Genomic DNA, 25,244 nt, shown 5'->3' with positions numbered 1-25,244 from the left:
GTTCCCGGCGTGGCTTCCCACGGTGGGGCGTGAGACATTCGCAGAGCAGGATCCACTGGCCCGTTGGCTGCTGACGTGGCGCGGCAGCGGGGTGGATCGGTTCTGGCAAGCTAACCCAGCGAGGAAAGAGTAAGTATGGTCAAGGTGGACAAATGGCGGTTGTGGGCTGTAGGCCTGTGCCTGACGGCATTTTCTGGTGCAACATTGGCAGACTCCCTGGACGGCGAACGCCAGCGTTATCTGCAAATCAAGCAGGCCTGGGACAGTAAACAGATGGACGTGGTGGCGCAGTTGATGCCAACGCTGCAGGATTACCCCCTGTATCCTTATCTGGAATATCGCCAGTTGACGCAGGATCTCAGTACCGCCAGTGTGGCTCAGGTCCAGCAGTTTTTGCGGTTGCATCCTACGTTGCCACCCGCAAAATCGCTCTCTGCCCGTTTTGTGAACGAGCTGGCGAGCCGTCAAGATTGGACTACCCTGCTGGCCTTCAGCCCGCAAGAGCCTAAACCTGTTGCGGCGCGCTGTAATTTCTATTACGCCAAGTGGGCCACCGGCGATCAGCAGGCAGCCTGGGCTGGTGCCGATGATATCTGGATGAGTGGTAAAACCTTGCCAGGTTCATGCGATAAGCTGTTCAGCGTCTGGCAGGCTGCCGGTAAGCAAACGCCGTTGAACACGCTGGCACGGATGAAGCTGGCGCTAAAAGAGGGCAACAGCGGCCTGGTGAACTACCTGTACCGCCAACTGCCAAGCGATTATCAAACCATGGGGGATGCGCTGGTACGGTTGCAAAACGACCCCGCCACGCTGGAAGCCTTTGCCCGTAGCGTCGGCCCAACAGATTTTACCCGTTCGGCTACCGCCATCGTATTCGCCCGTCTTGCCCGTCAGGACGTAGAAAATGCTCGAGCCATGATCCCAACGCTGGCCCGCCTGCAGAAAATGAGCGAAAGCGAGAAGTTGGCAATGGAGGAAGAGGTGGCCTGGCGGTTGATGGGCAATGATGCCACCTTTGAGCAGACCCAATGGCGCGATCAGGTGATCCTGCGCAGCCAACAGCCAGCCTTGCTGGAGCGCCGCGTGCGTATGGCGCTGGGCGTGGGCGATCGTCAGGGGCTGAAAACCTGGCTGGCACGCCTGCCTGAAGAATCGCGGAACAAGGATGAATGGCGCTACTGGCGTGCCAGTGTCATGATCGATGAAGGTAAACGCAGCGAAGGGGAAGCGATACTGCGTAGCCTGATGAACGAACGCGGCTTCTACCCGATGGTGGCGGCGCAAAAACTGCAGGTGCCTTATCCGGTGATGGTCGCCGTGGCGGCAAAACCGCGTACCGATTTGGTGAGTGGCCCGGAGATTGCCCGGGTGCGTGAACTGATGTACTGGAATATGGATAACCTGGCGCGCAGCGAGTGGAGCTCATTTGTTGCCAGCCGCAGCCGTCCGGAGCAGGAAGCGCTGGCCCGCTATGCCTTTGAGCAGAAATGGGCCGACCTGAGCGTACAGGCGACCATTGTTGGCAAGCTGTGGGATCATCTTGAAGAACGTTTCCCGATGGCCTGGCCACAGGAATTCCGCCGTGCTACCGAAGATAAAGGCATTACGCCGAGCTATGCCATGGCGATAGCCCGCCAGGAGAGCGCCTGGAACCCGAAAGCGCAGTCGCCGGTCGGGGCAGCAGGTTTGATGCAGGTCATGCCGCGCACCGCGAAACATACGGTGGATCTGTTCGGTATCCCTGGCTACAGCAGCCCGAGCCAGCTGTTTGATCCGCAAACCAATATCACCATTGGCACCAGCTATCTGGAGTCGGTGTACCAGCAATTTGGTCGTAACCGTATTCTTGCGTCTGCGGCTTATAACGCTGGCCCATCACGGGTGAATACCTGGTTAGGCAACAGCGATGGCCGGGTGGATGCCGTGGCGTTTGTGGAAAGCATCCCGTTCTCGGAAACCCGTTCTTACGTGAAGAACGTGCTGGCCTATGACGCGTTTTATCGTCACTTCATGCATCGGCCAGCGAAGGTGCTGACGGATGCCGAGTGGCAAAGACGCTATTGATATCCCCGTCGTCTTTCAAGCTGTAGCGTTGTTACCGGTATTTTGACGCTTACTCGCGGTATGCTATGCTGCTGTACTAGTTAAATAGTATGGTGGCTGGCATGACGCAATTATCGCTAAACGATCCCGCTCTTTCAGAACAAGGCAATGAAGATTGGCTGCGCTTTGTCGCACTGCTGCAGAGTTCGTTCGATCAGGATTTGCACCAACAGTTGATGCAACTGCTACTGACGCCGGATGAGCGAACTGCGCTGGGGACACGGGTGCGTATTATTCAGGAACTGATGCGTGGCGAAATGAGCCAGCGCGAGCTGAAGAATGAGCTCGGGGCAGGTATCGCAACCATCACCAGAGGATCAAACAGCCTGAAGATGGCGACGCCAGAGCTGAAACAGTGGCTGGAACAGCAATTACTGGGGTGAAGCAATCACCCCGGTGGCTTATTGCTGCGGCGTATTATTACTGCTGTGGCTGCGGTAAATCGGATTGTGGAACGGCACCAGTGCCAGCAGCAACGCCTGGTGGTAAACGCTGGTGCGGCTCAACCGACCATCGGTAAAGATGCCGATCGCTCCCCCCTGACGTTTGACTTCGCTATTGCCGGTGATCAAGGTCATTTCATCGCCTAACTCGCGACCGGCTCGAATACCCTGTAAAATTGATTCTGGCAGCATCAGGCTGGCAGAACGCGATTCGCCACGGGTCGTCGGGTTCTCTACCGTCATCCAGGCGAACGTCATATTTTCTTCGATCCCGGCTTCTACTCCGACCCAAAAGTCGGCTTCTGGCCGCACCTGCCGCGCTTCCATCACGCGCTGGCGTGCGCCGGTACGGGTTTCGGTATTGCCAATGGGTTGCAGTGAAACGCCGCTGGCGACGTCAACCGATTCTATGCGGCATTGGTCTGCGCCAAAGGTATCTTCAAAAGCCAGTTGAATAGCCCTGATCTTTGCCGGGTTGGTAGTTGCAGCGATAACATGATACATAACGGCTTTAGCTTCCTTAAAGTGGGGCTGTGTCTTGCCATGATTTTTGATGGCGGCAAGTTATGCTTAGTGCAAGGCACGAGCCACAGATAAACTCAAGTTTCACGCAGTATAACGGAAAAGCATAATGTTACAGGTATACCTCGTTCGCCACGGCGAAACGGAATGGAACGCAGCACGCCGCATTCAGGGCCAATCCGACAGCCCCTTAACCGCCACTGGCGTTCACCAGGCTCATCTGGTTGGCAAACGCGTTAGCCGCGAGGGCGTGACGCACGTGATTTCCAGCGATCTGGGCCGCACCCGTCAGACCGCGCAAATCATTGCGGACGCTTGCGGTTGCGACGTTATGGTAGATGCCCGGCTGCGTGAGCTGCATATGGGCGTTCTGGAAGAACGTTTGATCGACAGCCTGACACCGCAGGAAGAGCTGTGGCGTAAACAGATGGTCGATGGTACTGCTGACGGCCGTATCCCTCAAGGTGAATCTATGACGGAGTTGGCCACGCGGATGCATGCGGCGCTGACCGAGTGCCTGAAACTGCCGCAGGGCAGCAAGCCGTTGATTGTCAGTCACGGCATCGCGCTGGGGTGCCTGATCGGGACGGTATTAGGGTTACCGGCCTATGCCGAGCGCCGTCTGCGTTTGCGCAACTGCTCGTTATCACGCGTCGACTATCAGCAAAGTCCCTGGTTGGCACCGGGCTGGATTGTGGAAAGCGCGGGCGATATCTCGCATCTGGACATGCCCGCGTTGGATGAGCTACAGCGCTAACGGCGGATCGGGATCAGATAGTCGCAACGGATCTCGCTGGGTGGCTGAGGCGGACGCCGGTCACCTTGCGGATAGAAGCGCTCAATATCGTGCCCTTTGCGGCGGGTCAGTTCCAATGCTGGCAGGCAAGTGCCGTACAGTATCAGGATAAAGTCCTGCAGGCCGGAGGCTGGCCCCTGATAGCTGAACATGGCATATTCTCCGCCTTGCAGCGTGATCGGCTGGCCTTCCTGCACCTTGGTCGGCACATGTTGCGCCTCCAGGGCAGTGGTATACAGCACTTCCTGCTCGTCGTCTTTTTCCTGGCTTGGCCGCGAGTGGTGCAGGCCGTAAAGCACCGGTGGCAGGGTGTCTATCTGCCCCAGGTACTGTTGCCAGAATTGGGTACGCAGCTCGGAGCGGAAGCTGGATATTTGCTCCAACGTACAGGAGTAGCTCTGCGTCAGGCCGATCAGGTCCAGCTCGGGTAGCGTGACAAACTCTGGATGTGGCAGCGTAAAGGCGCCCAGACGTATTGGCGGGCACATGCCGAAGGCGTTCCAGTCTTCTGAACGGCGATACAGCGCCGGGGTTTGCGCAAACTGTTTTTTGAATGCGCGAGTGAAGGTCTGCTGTGAGTCGAAACGATACTGCAAAGCAATATCCAGAATAGGCCGACTGGTGAGGCGTAATGCGACGGCGGCTTTGGACAACCTTCTTGCCCGAATATAGGCGCCGATGGCGTTCCCAGTGATATCCTTAAACATCCGTTGCAGATGCCATTTAGAGTAACCCGCTTTTGCCGCCACGTTATCCAGTGACAAAGGTTGGTCCAAATGGCTTTCCAGCCAGCTAAGCAGATCACGAATGATACCGGCTTGATCCATAGATCTTCCTCGTAGAGCTTCAGGTTCGGAACCCGAACTGTTTGATTTGTCATGCTGATACCTGATGCCCACTGACTTATTGATCAATCAGTTGCATTACATACGGCGCTTTTGCGATATGCGTTGCGGGAAGCGGGGGAAAACTGGTGTTAACAGGCATTAAGCGATGACGATGCCGCATAATAGCAACTTTTTTCCTCCACGACTCCCAAAGATTTTTTTCGCTCTCTGTGCTAAAAAGAGCTGACTGGGCCGAGGAAAACCCATTTCTGTGACCTGAAGCATCGGCGTTCTTATTAGCAGCCCTGTGATTTAACACGCTGTTCTATTGGAGTTAAGTGAATGAAAAAAGGATGGATATTTTTGTTCGGTCTGGTTTGCGCAACGGTTAATAGCGCGCAGGCGGAACAGGTAGGATCGGTCGATACGGTATTCAAACTGTTTGGTCCAGATCATAAAATTGTGGTGGAAGCGTTCGACGATCCCGATGTTAAAAATGTAACTTGTTATATCAGCCGGGCTAAAACCGGTGGCATAAAGGGTGGGTTAGGGCTGGCAGAGGATACCTCGGATGCTGCCATTTCTTGCCAGCAGGTTGGTCCGATTGAGCTGAGCGACAAGATTAAGAAGGGCAAGGCTGAAGGAACCGTGGTGTTCCAGAAGCGCACCTCTTTGGTGTTCAAAAAGCTGCAGGTCGTGCGTTTTTATGATGCCAATCGCAATGCGCTGATCTACTTGAGCTATTCCGATCGGGTAGTAGATGGTTCACCGAAAAATGCCCTGAGCGCGGTGCCCATCATCCCTTGGGGTGAAGCCAAATAATCCAGACGGGTGCAGCATGCAGCGCCCCTATGTTGTGAGCTCATTCAGATGGCATTGCGTCTGGTCTCAATAAAAAAGGGTTCAGCAAGCTGAACCCTTTTTAACCTGTGACGTTAAGACAGGCTTATTCTTCCAGATCGCCGCAGAAGCGGTAACCTTCACCATGAATGGTGGCAATGATTTCCGGCGTGTCCGGCGTGGATTCGAAGTGTTTACGAATACGGCGGATGGTCACGTCCACGGTACGGTCATGCGGCTTTAACTCACGGCCAGTCATTTTCTTCAGCAACTCACCACGGGACTGGATCTTGCCCGGGTTTTCACAGAAGTGCAGCATGGCGCGGAATTCGCTACGTGGCAGTTTGTACTGCTCGCCAGCAGGACCGATCAAAGAGCGGCTGTTGATGTCCAGCTCCCAACCGTTGAACTTGTAGCTCTCAACCAGCTTGCGCTCTTCGCCGACGCTACCCAGATTCATGGTGCGTGACAGCAGGTTGCGCGCACGGATGGTCAGTTCGCGTGGGTTGAACGGTTTGGTGATATAGTCATCGGCGCCGATTTCCAGGCCAAGGATTTTATCGACTTCATTATCACGACCGGTCAGGAACATCAGCGCGACGCTGGCTTGTTCGCGTAGTTCACGCGCCAGCAGCAGGCCGTTCTTGCCTGGCAGGTTGATATCCATGATAACCAGGTTGATATCATTTTCGGACAGGATGTTGTGCATTTCTGCACCGTCATTGGCTTCATGAACAATGTAGCCTTCCGCCTCGAAAATGCTCTTCAGGGTGTTACGAGTGACTAACTCGTCTTCGACAATCAGAATGTGCGGGGTCTGCATATTTGCTACCTAAAATTGCCAACAAAATAGAAAATAGGAAGTACAGCAGTCTCGGTTTCTTCCATGGAGGGCAGAGATACCGCTCACGTTCCCTCAATTACCAAACGACTACAGTACGTAAACTCGTTCTTGATGCGCTTTCCATCAATGTCAACAAGATCGCTAGCTGGGTGGGGGGGCTATTTTTTACCACCCCGAATGATGCCAAAACGGCGCATATCCTAACCCTATTAACAGCAATATAACAGTGTGTGCCGAATTCATCACCTAACAAAACTACGCTTTGTTGACATATATCAAATTCAATTGTAGCACGTTAACAGTTTTGTGAAAAACACTTACAGAACTGCCAAGTTAAGTCACAGATCGTCAAATTCTGTGAACGATTCAGCTTTGTTGGGGCTGATGCGTTACAATTGAAAGCTAACTGTTTGGGGTGAAAATATAGTGCTTTGTTTTTAATGAAAATTAAAAGTTAACCTACAGTTATGATTGTTTCGTCCGATTTATAGGTTGAAAGACCTGTTTAATAATATTATAGCAAGCGACCATTTACGATGTTAATCGTTTGTAAATATAATCAGACAAATCCCAACAGTCAAAGAACTATTCTCATTATTTTTCGGGAGTCTTGATGCAGCTTCATATCGTGTTAGTCGCGCCCGCTCGGGCGGAAAATGTTGGCGCAGCGGCGCGGGCGATGAAAACCATGGGCTTCACCTCGTTGCGCATCGTCGACAGCGAGGCCCATCTGCAGCCCGCCGCCCGCTGGGTCGCCCACGGTGCTGGCGATATTCTGGATGCGGTGCAGACGTTTGCTACTTTGGAGCAGGCATTGGCAGACGTGGACTTTACCGTTGCGACCACCGCTCGCAGCCGTGCACGCTTCCATTACTACTGTACCCCTCAGCAACTGACGGAGCAGTTGGCGGAACGTCAGCAATGGGTACATCAGGCTGCACTGGTGTTCGGCCGCGAAGACTCTGGCCTGACCAATGAAGAGCTGGAGTTGGCCGATCTGCTGACCGGCGTCCCGATGGTGGCTGATTATCCTTCGCTGAACCTCGGCCAGGCGGTGATGGTGTATTGCTATCAACTGGCGCAGTTAATGTCAGTCAGCGCGCAGCAGGAACCCCTGGCCGATGCCGGGCAGCTCAACGCGTTGCGGCAACGGGCAGATCGCCTGTTACAGACGCTGGACGTGGCGGGTGACCAAAAATTGCGCGATTGGTTACACCAGCGGCTCGGGGTCTTGCAGCAGCGTGATACCGTCATGCTGCACCGGCTGCTGCATGATATTGAAAAAAAACTGACGAAGTGATGTAGGCGTTTTCTGTTGCTTGGCTGGTGTTATTCACTATTTAATCGGCTTTTTTGTGATTTTTTGTTCTGCAATTCTGTTTTTTTATCGGCTTCATCGCGCAGATCCCACTGTGGCCAGTAAATAGGCAAAACAAAGAAATAATTTGACTTGGCCAGACGATTGCTTTAACCAATAGAGGGGACAGAGATTCTAATGAGACAGACAGACAAAATGCGAAACATCAGCCTGAATACGACAATTATTACCACCACCGATACCACAGGTAACGGGGCGGGCTGACGCGTACAGGAAACAGAAGAAAAAAGCCCGCACCTAACCAGTGCGGGCTTTTTTTTCGGCATAAATTCAGGAGATAACAGAAATGCGAGTGCTTAAATTTGGTGGAACCTCGGTAGCGAATGCGGAACGTTTTCTGCGCGTTGCCGATATCGTGGAGAATAATGCACGCCAGGGACAGGTAGCCACGGTATTGTCCGCACCGGCCAAGATCACCAATCACCTGGTGGCGATGATTGAAAAAACGGTAGCCGGCCAGGATATTCTGCCAACCATGAGCGACGCCGAGCGCATCTTTGCCGACCTGCTCAGCGGTTTGGCCAAGGCGCTGCCAGGCTTTGAGTACGATCGCCTGAAGGCGCTGGTCGAGCAGGAGTTCGCGCAGCTCAAACAGGTACTGCATGGCGTGGCGTTGTTGGGGCAGTGCCCGGATAGCGTCAATGCGGCTATCATCTGTCGGGGTGAAAAGCTTTCTATTGCCATCATGGAAGGCGTCTTCAAAGCCAAAGGTTATCCGGTTACTGTGATTAACCCGGTAGAGAAGCTGCTGGCTCAGGGCCACTATCTGGAATCGACCGTCGATATTGCCGAGTCCACCCTGCGTATCGCTGCTGCGGCCATTCCTTCAGACCATATCATCCTGATGGCGGGCTTTACTGCCGGTAACGACAAAGGCGAACTGGTCGTGCTGGGGCGTAACGGCTCCGATTATTCCGCCGCCGTGCTGGCCGCTTGCCTGCGAGCAGACTGTTGCGAGATCTGGACCGATGTGGACGGGGTTTATACCTGCGATCCGCGTACCGTGCCGGATGCCCGATTATTGAAGTCGATGTCCTACCGGGAGGCGATGGAGCTCTCTTACTTCGGCGCCAAAGTTCTCCACCCGCGTACCATCACCCCGATTGCCCAGTTCCAAATCCCTTGCCTGATTAAAAACACCGCCAACCCGCAAGCTCCCGGCACCTTGATCGGTGGAGAAAGCGTGGCCGATGATACGCCGGTAAAGGGCATCACCAATCTGAACAATATGGCGATGATCAACGTGTCCGGCCCAGGTATGAAAGGCATGGTCGGCATGGCGGCCCGTGTGTTTGCCGTGATGTCACGCGCCGGGATCTCAGTGGTGTTGATCACCCAGTCCTCTTCCGAGTACAGCATCAGCTTCTGTGTGCCGCAGAGTGAGCTGCAACGCGCTCGTCGTGCCCTGGAAGACGAATTCTACCTGGAGTTGAAAGACGGCGTGCTCGAGCCGCTGGATGTGATGGAACGCCTGGCAATCATCTCGGTCGTTGGCGATGGTATGCGCACCCTGCGTGGCATCTCTGCGCGCTTCTTCTCTGCTCTGGCGCGCGCCAACATCAATATCGTGGCGATCGCTCAAGGTTCTTCCGAGCGTTCAATTTCCGTGGTGGTCGATAATGATTCCGCCACCACCGGCGTGCGCGTCAGCCATCAGATGCTGTTCAACACCGATCAGGTGATCGAAGTGTTTGTGATTGGCGTCGGCGGCGTCGGCGGGGCGCTGATCGAGCAGGTTTATCGTCAGCAGCCTTGGCTGAAGCAAAAACACATCGATCTGCGCATCTGTGGCATTGCCAACTCAAGGGCTATGTTGACCAACGTGCACGGCATCTCGCTAGAAAGCTGGCGAGATGAGCTGGCCGAAGCCAAAGAGCCTTTCAATCTGGGCCGCCTGATCCGCCTGGTGAAAGAGTGCCACCTGCTCAATCCGGTGATTGTCGACTGTACCTCCAGCCAGGCGGTGGCCGATCAGTATGCCGATTTCCTGGCCGATGGTTTCCACGTGGTAACGCCAAACAAGAAGGCCAATACCTCGTCGATGAATTATTACCAGCAACTGCGCACCGCAGCAGCCGGTTCTCGCCGCAAATTCCTGTATGACACCAACGTGGGTGCGGGCTTGCCGGTGATCGAAAACCTGCAGAACCTGCTCAATGCGGGCGATGAGTTGGTGCGCTTCACCGGTATCCTGTCGGGGTCACTGTCCTTTATCTTCGGTAAGCTGGATGAGGGGATGTCGCTGTCGGAGGCCACCTTGCAGGCCAAGGCCCTCGGTTACACCGAGCCAGATCCGCGTGACGATCTGTCGGGGATGGATGTCGCTCGCAAGCTGTTGATCCTGGCGCGTGAAGCGGGCTATGCGCTTGAACTGAGTGATATTGAAGTCGAATCGGTGTTACCACCGTCGTTTGATGCCAGCGGCGATGTGGAGGACTTTATTGCCCGCCTGCCGGAGTTGGATGCCGAATTTAACCGCCGTGTGGCCGCTGCTGCCGCGGAAGGTAAGGTGCTGCGCTATGTGGGTGCTATCGAAGAAGGCCGCTGCCTGGTACGTATTGATGCGGTAGATGGCAACGATCCGTTGTATAAAGTGAAGAACGGTGAGAACGCTCTGGCCTTCTACAGCCGCTACTATCAGCCATTGCCGCTGGTGCTGCGCGGTTATGGTGCCGGTAATGATGTGACGGCGGCCGGGGTATTTGCCGATCTGTTGCGCACACTGTCATGGAAGTTGGGAGTCTAATATGGTTAAGGTGTATGCACCGGCCTCAATTGGTAACGTCAGCGTCGGGTTCGATGTGCTGGGAGCTGCGGTTTCCCCTATCGACGGCACGCTGCTGGGGGATTGCGTCAGTGTAGAAGCGGCCAGCCGCTTCAGCCTGGAAAATGGCGGGCGCTTTGTCAGCAAGCTGCCGAGCGATCCTAAAGAGAACATTGTTTACCAGTGTTGGGAGCGTTTCTGCCAGGCGATTGGTCGTGAAGTGCCGGTAGCGATGCGACTGGAGAAGAACATGCCGATCGGTTCCGGGCTGGGCTCCAGCGCTTGCTCGGTGGTGGCCGGTCTGATGGCGATGAACGAATTTTGCGATCGCCCGCTCAACGAGACGCAACTGCTGGCCCTGATGGGCGAACTGGAAGGGCGTATTTCCGGCAGCGTGCATTACGATAACGTTGCGCCGTGCTATCTGGGCGGCTTGCAGTTGATGCTGGAAGAAGAAGGGATCATCAGCCAGGAAGTGCCTGGCTTTAAAGACTGGCTGTGGGTGATGGCCTATCCAGGCATCAAAGTGTCCACCGCCGAGGCGCGCGCCATTCTGCCCGCGCAATACCGCCGCCAAGACTGTATCAGCCATGGCCGTTATCTGGCGGGCTTTATTCACGCTTGCCACACTCAGCAACCGCGTCTGGCGGCCAAGTTGATGCAGGATGTGATTGCCGAGCCTTATCGCACCCGCCTGTTGCCAGGCTTTGCCGAAGCGCGTAAAGCCTCACAGGATATCGGTGCCTTGGCCTGTGGTATTTCCGGCTCCGGCCCAACGCTGTTTGCGGTCTGTGATGACGGCGCAACGGCGCAACGCATGGCCGATTGGCTGACCAACCATTACCTGCAAAACGACGAAGGTTTTGTTCATATTTGCCGCCTGGATACCGCTGGCGCTCGACTATTGGGATAACGCATGAAACTGTACAATCTGAAAGATCATAACGAACAGGTCAGCTTCGCGCAGGCTATCAAACAGGGCCTGGGTAAGCAGCAAGGGCTGTTTTTCCCGCTGGAACTGCCAGAATTCGAACTGACCGAGATTGATAAACTGCTGGAGATGGACTTTGTCACTCGCAGCAGCAAGATCCTGTCCGCTTTTATTGGCGACGAGATTGGCGAAGAAGCGCTGTACAAGCGGGTGAAGGCCGCGTTTGAGTTCCCGGCCCCGGTGGCGCAGGTGGAGAGCGATGTCGCTTGCCTGGAGCTGTTCCACGGCCCGACGCTGGCGTTCAAAGACTTCGGCGGCCGCTTTATGGCGCAGATGCTGGCGGAAGTCGCGGGCGATCAGCCAGTAACCATCTTGACTGCAACCTCAGGTGATACCGGCGCGGCCGTTGCTCATGCCTTCTACGGTCTGAAAAATGTGCGCGTGGTGATCCTTTATCCACAGGGCAAGATCAGTTCGCTGCAGGAAAAGCTGTTCTGCACGTTGGGTGGCAACATCCACACCATCGCTATCGATGGCGACTTTGACGCCTGCCAGGCGTTGGTGAAGCAGGCGTTTGACGATCAGGAACTGAAAGAGGCCGTACACCTGAACTCGGCCAACTCGATCAATATCAGCCGCCTGCTGGCACAAATCTGCTACTACTTTGAAGCGGTGGCGCAACTGCCGCAGGAAGCCCGCAATCAGTTGGTGATTTCCGTGCCAAGCGGCAACTTTGGCGACCTGACCGCCGGGCTGCTGGCGAAATCCCTGGGGCTGCCGGTGAAACGCTTTATTGCCGCCACCAACGCTAACGACACCGTGCCACGCTTCCTGACTAGCGGCCAATGGCAGCCAAACGCCACCGTGGCGACGTTATCCAACGCGATGGACGTCAGCCAGCCTAACAACTGGCCGCGTGTGGAAGAGTTGTTCCGCCGTAAAATCTGGCAGTTGAAGGAGCTGGCTCATGGCGCTGTGAGCGATGAAACCACCAAGGAAACCATGAAAGAGTTGGCTGCCTTGGGCTACCTTTCAGAGCCTCATGCGGCGATTGCCTACCGCGTTCTGCGCGATCAACTGCAAGCAGGGGAGTTTGGCCTGTTCCTGGGCACGGCACATCCGGCCAAGTTCAAGGAAAGCGTCGAAGAGATCCTCGGCCAGGAGTTACCGTTGCCACAGGCCTTGGCCGTGCGCGCACAGTTGCCGCTGTTGTCGCATAATATGGCGGCGGATTTTGCCGCGCTGCGTCAATTCATGATGACGTTGCCAGTCTGACAAAACCCGTTCCCTCTCCTTGTCGGGAGAGGGAACGGATTTCTCACTGCTCCGGGCGTTTGAACACCAGCTCATTACCCGCCGAAGCCGCCTCATCGAAGGCATACCCTTCCAGATTGAAATCAACCAGCTGTTCTCTGCGACTCAAACGATTCTTGATGATAAAGCGGCTCATCAGCCCACGCGCTTTCTTGGCGTAGAAGCTGATGACTTTGTACTTGCCGTTTTTCTCGTCCAGGAATACCGGCTTGATCAGCGCACCGCGCAGTTTGGCCGGTTTTACCGATTTGAAGTATTCATCCGAAGCCAGGTTCACCACCACATCATCGCCTTGCTGCTCCAGGGCCTGATTCAGTTTTTCGGTGATCCGATCGCCCCAGAAGCTGTACAAGTCTTTGCCCTGTGGGTTCTCCAGCTTGATCCCCATCTCCAGCCGGTAAGGCATCATCAGGTCCAGTGGGCGCAGCACCCCGTACAGGCCAGAGAGCATCCGCAGATGCTGCTGTGCGAAGTCGAAATCCTCTTCGCTGAAGTCTTGCGCCTGTAAGCCGGTATAAACGTCGCCTTTAAACGCCAGCAGCGCCTGGCGAGCATTGTCCGGGGTGAAGTCAGGCTGCCATTCGCCAAAGCGTGCGGCATTCAGGCCCGCGAGCTTATCGCTGATGCTCATCAGGCCGGAAATTTGCGCCGGGGTCAGCTTACGGCAGAGTTTGATCAGCTTTTGCGACTGATCCAACAATTCGGGCTGGGTAAAGCGTTCGGTGGCTAACGGGCTTGCATAATCCAGGGTTTTGGCAGGTGAAATAATAATGAGCATGGTCACATCCTGTTTATCAACATGTGGCTACTGTAGCAAAAAGCGCGCAAGACCAGGAGGTATGGCTGTGATAGGGCGCACTTTACGCACGCCCTGGAGGATTAACTCTGCCTGCTCGGCTTCCAGATCCCCGGTTCGAGTTGAGATCCCAGCTCCGGGTAGTGGTTGATGTCAAAGGTGGGCAGCTTGCCGAGTGAACGCTGGTGGTTGTAATCCTTGGCCAGTTTGAAGGCCACGTCGGACAGTAACAAGATAGCGGTCAGATTGGTGATCGCCATCAGCGCCATCGAGATGTCGGCCATTTTCCACACCGTGGATAATTCTGCCATTGAGCCAAACATCACCATACCCAAGGCAAAGCAGCGAAAAATCGTCAGTTTGGTCGGATGGTGGTGCTTGAGGAAGATCAGGTTGTTCTCGGCATAGGCATAATTGGCAATGATAGAGGTAAAGGCAAACAGGAAAACGGCAATCGCGACAAAGGGCGCTCCCCAGGAACCGACGGCGCTGGCCATGGCCCGCTGGGTCAGATCGATGCCGCTGATGTCGGATGGGGGGCTATCCAGTGCACCAGAGGCCAAGATTATCGCCGCCGTTGCGCTACAGATGACGATGGTATCGACAAATGCGCCAAGCATCTGCACATAGCCCTGCGAGGCAGGGTGTGGCGGATAAGGGGTAGCGGAAGCTGCCACGTTGGGGGCCGACCCCATCCCGCCTTCGTTAGAAAATAGCCCGCGTTGTATACCCTGAGTCATGGCCTGCGAGATCCCGTAACCCAGGGTACCGGCAGCGACTTCCTGCAGGCCAAAAGCGCTTTTGAAGATCAACGCCAGGATGGCAGGCATCTGCTCAATATTCAGGCCAATGATCCACAGCGCCAGTAGCAGGTAAGCCAAGGCCATAAACGGTACGATTTTTTCTGCGACGCGCGCGATGGCGCGGATGCCGCCAAAAATCACCATGGCGCTCAGCACCACCAACACTATGCCGACGTACATGGGTTCGATGTTAAAGGCCACCGAGCTGGCCAGGGCGATGGAGTTGGCCTGTACCGCATTGAACACCAGGCCGAAAGCGATCAGCAGGAAAATGGAGAACATTACGCCCATCCAGCGCATACCCAACCCTTTTTCCATATAGTAGGCAGGGCCGCCACGGTAGTGGCCGTTATCGTCTTTGGTTTTGTAGAGCTGCGCCAGGGTGCTCTCAATGAAAGAGGTCGCCATGCCGATAAACGCGATCACCCACATCCAGAAGATGGCACCGGGGCCGCCAGCCGTAAGCGCTATCGCCACGCCGGTAAGGTTGTTGGTGCCGACTCGAGCGGCTAGTGAAGTACATAGCGCCTGGAAAGATGAAATGCCCGCACCGTCGCTTTTGGTGCTGTTCTTCAGTACGGAAAACATATGGCTGAAATGACGAATTTGAATAAAGCGGGTACGTAAGGTGAAGTAGATGCCGGCACCCAACAGCAAATAGATCAGTACTGAACTCCACAGGATGTTATTGATAAAGTTAATCAGATCCGTCACGTGTTTCTCCTTGTTAAGATTACTGCTCCTCAGGGTCTTCGACCTTGGTTCGGAAAACTTGAGTCAGTTCTCGACAAGAACTTGGCTAAAATCATCCCATTGACGGGAATTACAGCCTTCTTTTGGGGTTTTCGGTGAATAAAACAGCTGGCGGGAATTTAACATAATTTCCAGGGGGGATAGCGCGTTAATGCCGTGGCATTGATTCGGTAATTGCGAATTATCGGTGCGTAACCGGTTGCTCGCACAAGGATAAAACAACCGCCGCCAGCGCGTGATTTTCCTGCCTTGCGCCGGGCTACGTGCATGTTATTATCAGGACAAGGCATGGTTGAACGATGCCAAAAGTTCATGCACAAACGATGAGATAATGCCAACATGACCGATAAATTAACGTCCCTACGCCAGCTGACTACGGTAGTTGCGGATACGGGTGATATCGCTGCAATGAAGCTATATCAACCGCAAGATGCCACCACCAACCCTTCGCTGATCCTCAATGCAGCGCAAATTCCTGAATACCGCAAACTGATCGATGAAGCCATTGCCTGGGCACGCGAGCAGAGCAGCGATCGCGATCAACAGGTTGCCGATGCCGCAGACAAGCTGGCCGTCAACATTGGTCTGGAGATCCTGAAACTGGTCCCGGGCCGTATTTCCACCGAAGTGGACGCTCGTCTGTCTTATGATACCGAAGCCAGCGTTGCCAAAGCCAAGCGCTTGATCAAACTGTATAACGAAGCGGGCATCAGCAACGATCGCATCCTGATCAAACTGGCCTCCACCTGGCAGGGCATCCGTGCTGCCGAGCGCCTGGAAAAAGAAGGCATCAACTGTAACCTGACGCTGCTGTTCTCCTTCGCTCAGGCGCGTGCCTGCGCCGAAGCTGGCGTGTACCTGATCTCGCCGTTCGTTGGCCGTATTCTTGACTGGTACAAAGCCAATGGCGACAAGAAAGAGTTCGCCCCGCACGAAGATCCGGGCGTGGTTTCAGTGTCTGAAATTTATCAGTATTACAAGCAGCACGGCTATGAAACCGTGGTGATGGGCGCCAGCTTCCGTAACGTCGGTGAAATCATCGAACTGGCGGGCTGCGATCGTCTGACCATCGCACCTGCACTGCTGAAAGAGCTGGCAGAGAGCGAAGGCGCACTGGAGCGTAAACTGTCTTATACCGGCGAAGTGAAAGCGCGTCCGGCACCGCTGACCGAGCCTGAGTTCTACTGGCAGCACAACCAGGATCCAATGGCGGTTGAGAAACTGACCGACGGTATCCGCAAGTTTGCCGTAGACCAGGGCAAGCTGGAAAAAATGATCGCCGATCTGCTGTAACAGCGGCAATCAATCAGCGCAGAAGGTGGCCTCGGCCACCTTTTTTTATACCTGAATATCCACCTCATTGAGCAAACACCCTATACTCCCGTGATGAATCTCCCTTGGGTAACCGGGGCATAAAACAGAGGTAAAACATGGATACATTACGCATTGGTTTGGTTTCTATTTCGGACCGCGCTTCAGGGGGCGTTTATCAGGATAAAGGGATCCCGGCGCTGGAAGAGTGGCTGGGCAGCGCTTTGGCGACGCCGTTCACCCTGGAAACCCGGCTGATCCCCGACGAGCAGACGCTGATTGAGCATACCCTGTGTGAGCTGGTTGATGAAATGGGCTGCCATCTGGTGTTGACTACCGGCGGCACCGGCCCGTCCCGGCGTGACGTGACTCCCGATGCTACGCTGGCGATTGCCGATCGGGTCATGCCGGGTTTTGGCGAGCAAATGCGCCAAATCAGCCTACACTATGTGCCAACGGCAATTCTTTCACGTCAGGTTGGGGCGATCCGTAAACAGGCGTTGATCATCAACCTGCCGGGGCAACCCAAATCGATTAAAGAAACGCTGGAAGGGGTGAAGGACGAGGCTGGCAAGGTGGTGGTGCACGGTATTTTTGCCAGCGTGCCTTATTGCATCCAACTGCTCGAAGGCCCCTATGTAGAGACCCACGAGGCCGTGGTAGCAGCATTTCGTCCCAAGAATGCGCGGCGCGAGATAAATCTCTAAATTTCAGCAATCTGCGGGATAACCTTCAGCGCATCTGGTGTGAAAGTATTTTGCCGTTATAGTAAGAAACTTTTTACAGTTAGCCATTATGCTTTCTGTGTCTTTCCTGTTTCCTCTAACGGTATCTTATGCATCACGAAAATAATCGCCGGCTCAACCGGCAAGATTATAAAACTCTGACGTTGGCTGCTCTGGGCGGTGCGTTGGAGTTTTATGACTTCATCATTTTTGTTTTCTTTGCTGCGGTAATGGGCGATCTGTTCTTCCCGGCGGATATGCCGGAGTGGCTGCGCCAGGTGCAGACCTTCGGTATCTTTGCTGCGGGCTACCTGGCCCGTCCATTGGGCGGCATTATCATGGCGCACTTTGGCGATCTTGTGGGCCGTAAAAAGATGTTCAGCCTGAGCATCCTGCTGATGGCGTTACCGACGCTGGCGATGGGGATGCTGCCCACCTACGCCAGTATCGGCATCGCCGCACCTTTGCTGCTGCTGTTGATGCGGGTTATGCAAGGCGCGGCGATCGGTGGTGAAGTCCCTGGTGCCTGGGTATTTGTGGCGGAGCATGTGCCGCGCAAACGCGTTGGTTTTGCCTGTGGCACGCTCACTGCTGGCCTGACGGCCGGTATCCTGCTTGGCTCGCTGGTGGCCACCATTATCAATACCACGCTCAGCCAACAGGCCATTCATGACGGTGGCTGGCGTATTCCGTTCTTCCTGGGCGGTATCTTTGGCCTGTTCGCCATGTATCTGCGCCGCTGGTTGCAGGAAACCCCAATCTTTATCGAGATGCAGGCGCGTAAGGCGCTGGCAGAAGAGCTGCCGCTGAAATCGGTGGTGATGAATCACCGCAAAGAGATCGCGGTCTCGATGCTGCTGACCTGGCTGTTGTCGGCAGGCATTGTGGTGGTGATCCTGATGACGCCAACCTACCTGCAAAAACAGTTTGCCATAGCCCCGGCGCTGTCGCTGCAGGCCAACAGCATCGCCATCATCATGCTGTTTGCTGGCTGTATCGTCTCTGGTTCGGCGGCGGACCGCTTTGGCGCCAGCAAAACCTTTATCGTCGGCAGCTTGCTGTTGGCGGGGTGCAGTTGGCTGTTCTATCAGTCGGTGGCAACACATCCAGAAATGCTGTTTGCCACCTACGCGCTGGTTGGCTTCAGCGTGGGGATTGTCGGCGCGGTGCCTTACGTGTTGGTGCGGGCTTTCCCGGCGGAAGTGCGATTTAGCGGGATTTCGTTCTCTTACAACGTGGCATACGCGATTTTTGGTGGTTTAACCCCGGTATTTGTCACGCTGATCATGAAGTTAACCCCGTTAGCGCCCGCTTACTATATGCTGGCGTTATCGACGCTCGGCCTATTACTGGGGATCTACCTGCGTCGCGACCTGAACAGTGAAAAACCGCTCTTGAACTAAGCGATTTTCGCCCAATAAAAAACCCTGCGATTAAACACCGCAGGGTTTTTTTATATCACGTTAGTACGGATTTATGCGGTAACAGCAGCGGGTGTTGCCTGCTGAGCTTCCACCGGACCGATTGGCAGTACGGTGCGGCCCAACTGTTCGTTGATCACCTCAGCCATTGCCAGATAGATCGCGCTGGCACCACAGATAATGCCTTCGTAACCGGCGAACGTCAGGATCGCGTGGTTTCCGGTGATGTTGCCGACGGCCAGCAGTGCGAACAGTACGGTCAGGCTGGCAAACACAAACTGCAACCCACGGTTGGTGCGCAGCGTGCCGAAGAACATGAACAGGGTGAATATGCCCCACAGTGCAAGGTAGATACCGAGGACGTTCGCGTCAGTCGGTTCTGCCAGGCCCATGCGTGGCAGCAGCAGGATGCCTACCAGGCTCAGCCAGAAGCAGCCGTAAGAGGTGAAGGCGGTCAAGCCGAAGGTGTTGCCTTTCTTGAACTCAAGAATACCGGCAAAAATCTGAGCCATGCCACCGAAGAAAATCCCCATACTGATGATGACGGAAGTCAGTGGGAAAAAGCCCGCGTTGTGCAGGTTCAGCAAGACGGTAGTCATCCCGAAGCCCATCAGACCCAGGGGGCCGGGATTTGCCAACTTGTTGGAGTGCATATGTCCTCTGCGATAACAGAATTGTAACGAAAATGGATAGGTAATTTAATAATTGGTCTGAATGGCCGAAAAACCCATAACTTCCATCAGAGCGCGCGGCATCATAATGATCCCCACGCCAGGAAACAATGATCTGGCTGCGGATAAAAACGAAATTTTTTTTGCCCTGCCCCTTGATGCTGGTGTGGATGGCCCCATCTTATTGGCAACCGCAGTTGCTGACCGCGGGTAACACTGAGATGCCGGGCAGTTGAAAAGCAAAAAAACGCCCGCATATAGTTAGCAACCTGACCGATTATGAATTTATTAGTGGAGATGTTTAGATGGGCAAAATTATTGGTATCGACCTGGGTACAACCAACTCTTGTGTAGCAATTATGGATGGTGGCAAGGCGCGCGTGCTGGAGAATGCCGAAGGCGATCGCACCACTCCTTCAATCATCGCATATACCCAGGATGGTGAAATTCTGGTTGGCCAGCCTGCTAAGCGTCAGGCTGTTACTAACCCACAGAACACCCTGTTTGCGATCAAGCGCCTGATTGGCCGTCGCTTCCAGGATGAAGAAGCACAGCGTGACAAGGCTATCATGCCTTACAGCATCGTTGCTGCCGATAACGGTGACGCCTGGCTGGAAGTGAAGGGCCAGAGAATGGCACCACCGCAGATCTCTGCGGAAGTCCTGAAGAAAATGAAGAAAACGGCGGAAGATTACCTGGGTGAGCCGGTAACTGAAGCGGTTATCACCGTTCCTGCCTACTTCAACGATGCTCAGCGTCAGGCGACCAAAGATGCTGGCCGTATCGCAGGTCTGGAAGTGAAACGTATCATCAACGAACCTACTGCTGCGGCCCTGGCTTATGGCCTGGACAAAGAAGTGGGCAACCGTACCATCGCGGTTTATGACCTGGGTGGTGGTACTTTCGATATCTCAATCATTGAGATCGACGACGTTGACGGTGAAAAAACCTTCGAAGTTCTGGCGACCAACGGTGATACCCACCTGGGTGGTGAAGACTTCGACAGCCGCCTGATCAACTATCTGGTGGAAGAGTTCAAGAAAGAGCAGGGCATGGATCTGCGCAACGATCCGTTGGCGATGCAGCGTCTGAAAGAAGCCGCTGAAAAAGCCAAGATCGAGCTGTCCTCCGCTCAGCAGACCGACGTCAACCTGCCGTACATCACTGCAGATGGCAGCGGTCCAAAACACATGAACATCAAAGTGACCCGTGCAAAACTCGAGTCGCTGGTAGAAGATCTGGTTGCCCGCTCTATCGAGCCGCTGAAAGTGGCACTGAAAGATGCAGGTCTGTCGGTTTCTGACATTCAGGACGTGATCCTGGTTGGTGGCCAGACCCGTATGCCTATGGTTCAGAAGAAAGTTGCTGATTTCTTCGGTAAAGAACCACGTAAAGACGTTAACCCGGACGAAGCGGTTGCCGTTGGTGCTGCGGTTCAGGGCGGTGTGTTGGCTGGTGATGTGAAAGACGTATTGCTGCTGGACGTTACCCCACTGTCACTGGGTATCGAAACCATGGGCAGCGTGATGACGCCGCTGATCACCAAAAACACCACTATCCCGACCAAGCACAGCCAGGTGTTCTCTACTGCCGAAGACAACCAGGCAGCGGTGACCATCCATGTGCTGCAGGGTGAGCGTAAACGTGCCAATGACAACAAGTCACTGGGCCAGTTCAACCTGGACGGCATCCAGCCGGCACCACGCGGTATGGCGCAGATCGAAGTCACCTTCGATATCGACGCCGACGGTATTCTGCACGTGTCTGCGAAAGACAAGAACACCGGCCGTGAGCAGAAGATCACCATCAAGGCGTCTTCTGGTCTAAACGAAGAAGAAATCCAGAAAATGGTACGCGATGCCGAAGTGAACGCTGAAGCTGACCGTAAGTTCGAAGAACTGGTGCAAACTCGTAACCAGGCGGATCACCTGATCCACGGTACCCGTAAGCAGTTGGAAGAAGCGGGTGAGCAATTGCCAGCTGAAGACAAAACCGCTATCGAGAGCGCGCTGAAAGATCTGGAAGCTGCGGTGAAAGGCGAAGATAAAGCCGAAATCGAAGCGAAAACCCAGGCTCTGGTGCAGGTTTCCGGCAAGCTGATGGAAATGGCCCAGGCGCAAGCGCAGCAGGCACAGGGTGCTGATGCCGGTGCAGACAACGCGGCGCAGAAAGATGACGACGTGGTTGACGCCGAGTTTGAAGAAGTTAAAGACAAAAAATAATCGCCCTTAAGCGGGCACGGTGCGGCCACAGGCTGTAACCGGAAACCAGCACGGGCGTCGAGGCAACTCTACGCCCGTGCACGCATGTTAAGGGTAAGAGAAATAATGGCGAAGAGAGATTATTACGAGGTGCTCGGCGTTGCCAAGACGGCAGACGAGCGCGAAATCAAAAAGGCGTATAAGCGCCTGGCGATGAAGTATCACCCTGATCGTAATCAGGAAAAAGACGCCGAAAGCCAGTTTAAAGAGGTCAAGGAAGCCTACGAGGTCCTGACCGACGATCAAAAACGTGCTGCCTACGATCAATACGGCCATGCGGCCTTTGAGCAAGGTGGTATGGGCGGTGGTGGTGGCTTTGGTGGCGGCGGTGCCGACTTCAGCGATATCTTTGGCGACGTGTTTGGCGATATCTTTGGCGGCGGACGCCGTCAACGTGCCAGCCGTGGATCCGATTTGCGTTACAACATGGATCTGACGCTCGAAGAAGCCGTGCGTGGCGTGACCAAAGAGATCCGTATTCCAACGCTGGAAGAGTGTGATGTCTGCCATGGCAACGGTGCCAAGCCGGGCAGTTCGCCGGCAACCTGTCCGACCTGTCATGGTCAGGGTCAGGTGCAGATGCGCCAAGGGTTCTTCACCGTGCAGCAGGCTTGTCCGCACTGCCACGGGCGTGGTCAGATCATCAAGGATCCGTGCAACAAATGTCACGGCCATGGTCGCGTAGAGAAATCCAAAACCCTGTCGGTGAAAATCCCGGCGGGCGTAGATACTGGCGACCGCATCCGCCTGGCGGGTGAAGGTGAAGCTGGCGAACACGGCGCGCCAGCAGGCGATCTGTACGTTCAGGTTCAGGTGAGTGCTCACCCGATCTTCGAACGTGAAGGCAATAATCTCTACTGCGAAGTGCCGATCAACTTTGCTATGGCTGCCTTGGGTGGCGAGATTGAAGTGCCAACGTTGGATGGCCGCGTCAAGCTGAAAGTCCCGGCGGAAACTCAGACCGGCAAACTGTTCCGCATGCGTGGCAAAGGGGTGAAATCGGTACGGGGTGGCAGCCAGGGTGACCTGCTGTGCCGCGTGGTGGTAGAAACGCCGGTGAGTCTGAACGAGAAGCAGAAGCAACTGCTCAAAGAGCTGGAAGAGAGCCTGGGTGGCCCTTCTGGGGATAAAAACAGCCCGCGTTCGAAAAGCTTCTTCGACGGCGTGAAAAAGTTTTTTGACGACCTGACTCGTTAATCAACGTTTTCCACGCATCAACTCTCAAACCCCGGTTTAAGCAAACCGGGGTTTTTTTATCTTTGCTGCATGAAAGTCCCTATTAAAAATGTGATATACAGCTCAAATGAATCGGTTTTTACGAGTTGTTTTGCATTTATAAACTGATTTTTTCGAGGTGATTACTCGACTATACTCGTTTCATTGTCTGGAAACCGGGGTGCTTTTGCCTCTTTATCTATGCCCTATGGATTTCGAGTTGCATCTTGAAAGACAACGGGCATTCTGGAGCGACTTACTGTGACTACTATTATTCGTCAATTTCTGCGTCAAGAAGCCGCTGGTGGCATAATTCTGATCGCTGCCGCCGTGGTGGCTTTGATCATGGCTAATACCCCCGTACAGGGGCTGTATCAGGCCTTCCTTAACTTACCCGTGGCGGTCAGCATCGCCTCGCTGGACATTGCCAAACCGCTGCTGCTGTGGATTAACGACGGTTTAATGGCCATCTTCTTCCTGGTGGTGGGGCTTGAAGTCAAACGTGAACTGCTGCAAGGTTCCCTGGCTGGGCGTGAGAAGGCCATCTTCCCGGCGATTGCCGCGTTAGGCGGCATGCTGGCTCCGGCGCTGATCTATCTGCTGTTCAACGGTGCCGATGAAGTAACCCGCCAGGGTTGGGCGATCCCGGCGGCAACGGATATTGCCTTTGCCTTGGGCGTGATGGCCTTACTGGGCAACCGGGTGCCGACCAGCCTGAAAGTATTCCTGCTGGCCTTGGCGATTATCGATGACCTTGGGGTCATCATCATTATCGCGTTGTTCTACACCCATCAGGTCTCGATGGTGGCGCTGGGCGTTGCGGCTGCGGCGATCGTGGTATTGGCGCTAATGAACTGGCGGGGAGTGGGTAAAACCTCGCTGTATATGATGGTCGGATTGGTGCTGTGGGTTGCGATCCTCAAGTCGGGTGTTCACGCTACGCTGGCAGGGGTGATTGTCGGCTTTATGATCCCGCTGAACGCCAAGAGTGAGCCTTCGCCCTCCGAAACCCTGGAGCATGAGCTGCACCCATGGGTCGCCTTCCTGATCCTGCCGCTGTTTGCCTTTGCCAATGCGGGTGTCTCGTTGCAAGGGGTGTCCTTGAGCGGGTTGACTTCACTGTTGCCGCTGGGGATTGCTGCCGGGCTGTTTATCGGCAAGCCGCTGGGGATTTTCGTCTTCTGCTGGCTGGCGGTGAAACTGGGGATTGCCCGTTTGCCGCAGGATATCGGCTTTAAACAAGTGTTTGCCGTGGCCGTGCTCTGTGGTATTGGTTTCACCATGTCGATTTTTATTGCCTCATTGGCCTTCGCCGATGCGGATGTGGCTCTCAGTACCTATGCCAAATTAGGCATACTATTGGGATCGACCAGCGCTGCGGTAGTGGGTTACGGCCTGCTGCGTTTGAGTTTGCCCCGCAGCCGATGACCTTTGTGTTTACCCCTCGTTGCTGAAGGGTTATTACAATAGTAGCGGCAGCGTGGCTTCGTCAGCCGCGCTGCACTTGGGATTAAAGATAACTTTGCGTTGTCCGAAATTAACGATAGGGAGTTTGTCGCTCATCACGGCAGACCGTTTGCCGATGAGAAACCTAAGGAGAGAACGTTTTGAGAATGTCTCACATCAACTTTAACCATCTGTATTACTTCTGGCAGGTCTGCAAGGAGGGGTCCGTCGTGGGAGCGGCGGAAGCCCTGTTCCTCACGCCCCAGACCATCACCGGCCAAATCAAGGCACTGGAAGAACGGCTCAACGGTAAGCTGTTCAAACGCCAGGGGCGTGGGCTAGTCCCCTCCGAGCTAGGCCAACTGGTGTTCCGCTATGCCGACAAGATGTTTATGCTCAGCCAGGAAATGCTGGATATCGTCAACTACCGCAAGGAGTCCAACCTGCTGTTTGACGTGGGCGTCGCGGATGCGCTATCCAAACGTCTGGTCAGCCAGGTATTGGAAACGGCGGTGGTGGTGGACAACGAGCAAATCCACTTGCGCTGTTTTGAATCAACCCATGAGATGCTGCTTGAGCAACTGAGCCAGCATAAGCTGGATATGATCCTGTCGGATTGCCCGGTCGACTCCAGCCAGCAGGAAGGCTTGTTTTCGCTTAAGCTGGGGGAGTGTGGGGTCAGCTTCTTCTGTCGTCAGCCGATACCCGATTTACCGTTTCCGGCCTGTCTGGAACAGCGCCGCTTGTTGATCCCGGGAAGGCGTTCAATGCTGGGGCGCAAGCTGCTTAACTGGTTCAACACGCAAGGTATCAAGGTTGAGATACTGGGGGAGTTTGACGATGCAGCCCTGATGAAGGCTTTCGGCCTGTACCATAATGCGATCTTCGTGGCGCCAACGCTGTATGCGCTGGATACCTATAGCGATGATGACGTGGTGGAGATCGGCCGTGTCGATAGCGTGCAGGAAGAGTATTACATCATTTTTGCCGAGCGAATGATCCAGCATCCGGCGGTACAGCGGGTATGCAACAAGGACTTCTCGGCGCTGTTCGCGCTGTAGGCTTGAACGCCAGGCGTAA

Annotated in this window: 23 protein-coding genes, 1 pseudogene and 1 other annotated feature; of the genes and pseudogenes, 18 read left to right on the top strand and 6 right to left on the bottom strand. The window is 54.7% G+C overall.

Annotated features, from left to right (window positions below; all coding sequences use genetic code 11):
- The first annotated feature begins 144 nt into the window (after positions 1 to 144).
- Both sltY and trpR read left to right on the top strand, forming a co-directional pair.
- Positions 145 to 2,064, top strand: coding sequence for a murein transglycosylase (sltY, locus tag AC6HVW_RS18075; protein ID WP_137751234.1), 1,920 nt, complete (start codon positions 145 to 147; stop codon positions 2,062 to 2,064).
- 101 nt (positions 2,065 to 2,165) lie between these two features.
- The gene (gene trpR, locus AC6HVW_RS18070; protein ID WP_021179237.1) at positions 2,166 to 2,486 is read left to right on the top strand and encodes a trp operon repressor; all 321 of its coding nucleotides are present in this window, start codon (positions 2,166 to 2,168) and stop codon (positions 2,484 to 2,486) included.
- A gap of 18 nt (positions 2,487 to 2,504) precedes the next feature.
- On the opposite strand, the gene yjjX is transcribed toward trpR, so the two are convergent.
- On the bottom strand, positions 2,505 to 3,050 hold the full coding sequence (gene yjjX / locus AC6HVW_RS18065) for an inosine/xanthosine triphosphatase (protein WP_021179238.1): 546 nt from the start codon (positions 3,048 to 3,050) through the stop codon (positions 2,505 to 2,507).
- Between the two features lie 127 nt (positions 3,051 to 3,177).
- Here yjjX and gpmB point away from each other — a divergent pair, with 127 nt between their 5' ends.
- Positions 3,178 to 3,825 (top strand): 2,3-diphosphoglycerate-dependent phosphoglycerate mutase GpmB, encoded by a 648-nt coding sequence (gpmB, locus tag AC6HVW_RS18060; RefSeq protein ID WP_021179239.1) that lies wholly within the window; start codon positions 3,178 to 3,180, stop codon positions 3,823 to 3,825.
- On the opposite strand, the gene robA is transcribed toward gpmB, so the two are convergent.
- Complete coding sequence (gene robA / locus AC6HVW_RS18055) at positions 3,822 to 4,691, bottom strand: MDR efflux pump AcrAB transcriptional activator RobA (RefSeq protein ID WP_021179240.1); 870 nt, start codon at positions 4,689 to 4,691, stop codon at positions 3,822 to 3,824. The genes gpmB and robA overlap by 4 nt on opposite strands.
- A gap of 342 nt (positions 4,692 to 5,033) precedes the next feature.
- Between robA and creA the strand changes: the two genes are divergently transcribed.
- Positions 5,034 to 5,513, top strand: coding sequence for a protein CreA (gene creA / locus AC6HVW_RS18050; RefSeq protein WP_021179241.1), 480 nt, complete (start codon positions 5,034 to 5,036; stop codon positions 5,511 to 5,513).
- 124 nt (positions 5,514 to 5,637) lie between these two features.
- Here creA and arcA read toward each other — a convergent pair whose 3' ends face one another.
- On the bottom strand, positions 5,638 to 6,354 hold the full coding sequence (gene arcA / locus AC6HVW_RS18045) for a two-component system response regulator ArcA (RefSeq protein ID WP_024483588.1): 717 nt from the start codon (positions 6,352 to 6,354) through the stop codon (positions 5,638 to 5,640).
- A gap of 107 nt (positions 6,355 to 6,461) precedes the next feature.
- Between arcA and yjjY the strand changes: the two are divergent.
- The 6 genes and pseudogenes from yjjY to thrC form a co-directional block, all read left to right on the top strand.
- Positions 6,462 to 6,599: pseudogene (gene yjjY, locus AC6HVW_RS18040) on the top strand (YjjY family protein); the annotation flags it as partial.
- Positions 6,600 to 6,988: 389 nt separating this feature from the next.
- Positions 6,989 to 7,675 carry a tRNA/rRNA methyltransferase gene (locus AC6HVW_RS18035; RefSeq protein WP_071682142.1) on the top strand — a complete coding sequence of 229 codons (687 nt, stop codon included), beginning with the start codon at positions 6,989 to 6,991 and terminating at the stop codon, positions 7,673 to 7,675.
- Between the two features lie 195 nt (positions 7,676 to 7,870).
- Complete coding sequence (thrL, locus tag AC6HVW_RS18030; RefSeq protein WP_071592991.1) at positions 7,871 to 7,957, top strand: thr operon leader peptide; 87 nt, start codon at positions 7,871 to 7,873, stop codon at positions 7,955 to 7,957.
- Positions 7,896 to 8,014 (top strand) — a sequence feature (Thr leader region). It overlaps the preceding gene by 62 nt.
- 25 nt (positions 8,015 to 8,039) lie before the next feature.
- On the top strand, positions 8,040 to 10,499 hold the full coding sequence (gene thrA, locus AC6HVW_RS18025) for a bifunctional aspartate kinase/homoserine dehydrogenase I (RefSeq protein WP_186486115.1): 2,460 nt from the start codon (positions 8,040 to 8,042) through the stop codon (positions 10,497 to 10,499).
- Position 10,500: 1 nt separating this feature from the next.
- Positions 10,501 to 11,430, top strand: coding sequence for a homoserine kinase (thrB, locus tag AC6HVW_RS18020; protein WP_021179245.1), 930 nt, complete (start codon positions 10,501 to 10,503; stop codon positions 11,428 to 11,430).
- Between the two features lie 3 nt (positions 11,431 to 11,433).
- Positions 11,434 to 12,723 carry a threonine synthase gene (gene thrC, locus AC6HVW_RS18015; protein WP_071682144.1) on the top strand — a complete coding sequence of 430 codons (1,290 nt, stop codon included), beginning with the start codon at positions 11,434 to 11,436 and terminating at the stop codon, positions 12,721 to 12,723.
- A gap of 43 nt (positions 12,724 to 12,766) precedes the next feature.
- Here thrC and yaaA read toward each other — a convergent pair whose 3' ends face one another.
- Together yaaA and AC6HVW_RS18005 are read right to left on the bottom strand one after the other, a co-directional pair.
- A complete protein-coding gene (yaaA, locus tag AC6HVW_RS18010; protein WP_071682145.1) occupies positions 12,767 to 13,540 on the bottom strand; it encodes a peroxide stress protein YaaA in 774 nt (257 codons plus the stop codon).
- A gap of 101 nt (positions 13,541 to 13,641) precedes the next feature.
- Entirely contained in the window at positions 13,642 to 15,075 is a 1,434-nt protein-coding gene (locus AC6HVW_RS18005; protein WP_071682146.1) for an alanine/glycine:cation symporter family protein, read from the bottom strand.
- A 378-nt stretch (positions 15,076 to 15,453) separates the two neighbouring features.
- On the opposite strand from AC6HVW_RS18005, the gene tal reads away from it, so the two are divergent.
- From tal to AC6HVW_RS17990, 3 genes are all read left to right on the top strand, one after another.
- Complete coding sequence (tal, locus tag AC6HVW_RS18000) at positions 15,454 to 16,407, top strand: transaldolase (RefSeq protein ID WP_024483582.1); 954 nt, start codon at positions 15,454 to 15,456, stop codon at positions 16,405 to 16,407.
- A 137-nt stretch (positions 16,408 to 16,544) separates the two neighbouring features.
- Positions 16,545 to 17,132, top strand: a complete 588-nt coding sequence (mog, locus tag AC6HVW_RS17995; protein ID WP_024483581.1) for a molybdopterin adenylyltransferase — start codon at positions 16,545 to 16,547, stop codon at positions 17,130 to 17,132.
- A gap of 128 nt (positions 17,133 to 17,260) precedes the next feature.
- Positions 17,261 to 18,553: an MFS transporter gene (locus AC6HVW_RS17990; RefSeq protein ID WP_071682147.1), complete on the top strand. Its 1,293-nt coding sequence runs from the start codon at positions 17,261 to 17,263 to the stop codon at positions 18,551 to 18,553.
- A 71-nt stretch (positions 18,554 to 18,624) separates the two neighbouring features.
- On the opposite strand, the gene satP is transcribed toward AC6HVW_RS17990, so the two are convergent.
- The gene (gene satP / locus AC6HVW_RS17985) at positions 18,625 to 19,224 is read right to left on the bottom strand and encodes an acetate uptake transporter (RefSeq protein WP_071682148.1); all 600 of its coding nucleotides are present in this window, start codon (positions 19,222 to 19,224) and stop codon (positions 18,625 to 18,627) included.
- Positions 19,225 to 19,285: 61 nt separating this feature from the next.
- Between satP and AC6HVW_RS17980 the strand changes: the two genes are divergently transcribed.
- The 5 genes from AC6HVW_RS17980 to nhaR all read left to right on the top strand — a co-directional run bounded on the left by AC6HVW_RS17980 (position 19,286) and on the right by nhaR (position 25,225).
- The gene (locus tag AC6HVW_RS17980; RefSeq protein WP_166734064.1) at positions 19,286 to 19,456 is read left to right on the top strand and encodes a hypothetical protein; all 171 of its coding nucleotides are present in this window, start codon (positions 19,286 to 19,288) and stop codon (positions 19,454 to 19,456) included.
- Positions 19,457 to 19,547: 91 nt separating this feature from the next.
- Positions 19,548 to 21,464 (top strand): molecular chaperone DnaK, encoded by a 1,917-nt coding sequence (gene dnaK / locus AC6HVW_RS17975; protein WP_021179252.1) that lies wholly within the window; start codon positions 19,548 to 19,550, stop codon positions 21,462 to 21,464.
- A gap of 105 nt (positions 21,465 to 21,569) precedes the next feature.
- The gene (gene dnaJ, locus AC6HVW_RS17970) at positions 21,570 to 22,700 is read left to right on the top strand and encodes a molecular chaperone DnaJ (protein WP_021179253.1); all 1,131 of its coding nucleotides are present in this window, start codon (positions 21,570 to 21,572) and stop codon (positions 22,698 to 22,700) included.
- A 279-nt stretch (positions 22,701 to 22,979) separates the two neighbouring features.
- Positions 22,980 to 24,146, top strand: coding sequence for a Na+/H+ antiporter NhaA (nhaA, locus tag AC6HVW_RS17965; RefSeq protein ID WP_021179254.1), 1,167 nt, complete (start codon positions 22,980 to 22,982; stop codon positions 24,144 to 24,146).
- 179 nt (positions 24,147 to 24,325) lie between these two features.
- The gene (nhaR, locus tag AC6HVW_RS17960; protein WP_021179255.1) at positions 24,326 to 25,225 is read left to right on the top strand and encodes a transcriptional activator NhaR; all 900 of its coding nucleotides are present in this window, start codon (positions 24,326 to 24,328) and stop codon (positions 25,223 to 25,225) included.
- The last annotated feature ends 19 nt before the right edge of the window (positions 25,226 to 25,244 follow it).

This window comes from Serratia sp. NCCP-200 (assembly GCF_059697885.1).
The sequence above is the reverse complement of the archived record's forward strand: the minus strand, read 5'-3'. Positions and strand labels throughout refer to the sequence as shown.

Bases quoted from the DNA above. Each gene is read 5' to 3' on its own strand.
- trpR (WP_021179237.1), top strand. From the start codon at position 2,166: ATGACGCAATTATCGCTAAACGATCCCGCTCTTTCAGAACAAGGCAAT.
- yjjX (WP_021179238.1), bottom strand. From the start codon at position 3,050: ATGTATCATGTTATCGCTGCAACTACCAACCCGGCAAAGATCAGGGCT.
- gpmB (WP_021179239.1), top strand. From the start codon at position 3,178: ATGTTACAGGTATACCTCGTTCGCCACGGCGAAACGGAATGGAACGCA.
- robA (WP_021179240.1), bottom strand. From the start codon at position 4,691: ATGGATCAAGCCGGTATCATTCGTGATCTGCTTAGCTGGCTGGAAAGC.
- creA (WP_021179241.1), top strand. From the start codon at position 5,034: ATGAAAAAAGGATGGATATTTTTGTTCGGTCTGGTTTGCGCAACGGTT.
- arcA (WP_024483588.1), bottom strand. From the start codon at position 6,354: ATGCAGACCCCGCACATTCTGATTGTCGAAGACGAGTTAGTCACTCGT.
- AC6HVW_RS18035 (WP_071682142.1), top strand. From the start codon at position 6,989: ATGCAGCTTCATATCGTGTTAGTCGCGCCCGCTCGGGCGGAAAATGTT.
- thrL (WP_071592991.1), top strand. From the start codon at position 7,871: ATGAGACAGACAGACAAAATGCGAAACATCAGCCTGAATACGACAATT.
- thrA (WP_186486115.1), top strand. From the start codon at position 8,040: ATGCGAGTGCTTAAATTTGGTGGAACCTCGGTAGCGAATGCGGAACGT.
- thrB (WP_021179245.1), top strand. From the start codon at position 10,501: ATGGTTAAGGTGTATGCACCGGCCTCAATTGGTAACGTCAGCGTCGGG.
- thrC (WP_071682144.1), top strand. From the start codon at position 11,434: ATGAAACTGTACAATCTGAAAGATCATAACGAACAGGTCAGCTTCGCG.
- yaaA (WP_071682145.1), bottom strand. From the start codon at position 13,540: ATGCTCATTATTATTTCACCTGCCAAAACCCTGGATTATGCAAGCCCG.
- tal (WP_024483582.1), top strand. From the start codon at position 15,454: ATGACCGATAAATTAACGTCCCTACGCCAGCTGACTACGGTAGTTGCG.
- mog (WP_024483581.1), top strand. From the start codon at position 16,545: ATGGATACATTACGCATTGGTTTGGTTTCTATTTCGGACCGCGCTTCA.
- AC6HVW_RS17990 (WP_071682147.1), top strand. From the start codon at position 17,261: ATGCATCACGAAAATAATCGCCGGCTCAACCGGCAAGATTATAAAACT.
- satP (WP_071682148.1), bottom strand. From the start codon at position 19,224: ATGCACTCCAACAAGTTGGCAAATCCCGGCCCCCTGGGTCTGATGGGC.
- AC6HVW_RS17980 (WP_166734064.1), top strand. From the start codon at position 19,286: ATGGCCGAAAAACCCATAACTTCCATCAGAGCGCGCGGCATCATAATG.
- dnaK (WP_021179252.1), top strand. From the start codon at position 19,548: ATGGGCAAAATTATTGGTATCGACCTGGGTACAACCAACTCTTGTGTA.
- dnaJ (WP_021179253.1), top strand. From the start codon at position 21,570: ATGGCGAAGAGAGATTATTACGAGGTGCTCGGCGTTGCCAAGACGGCA.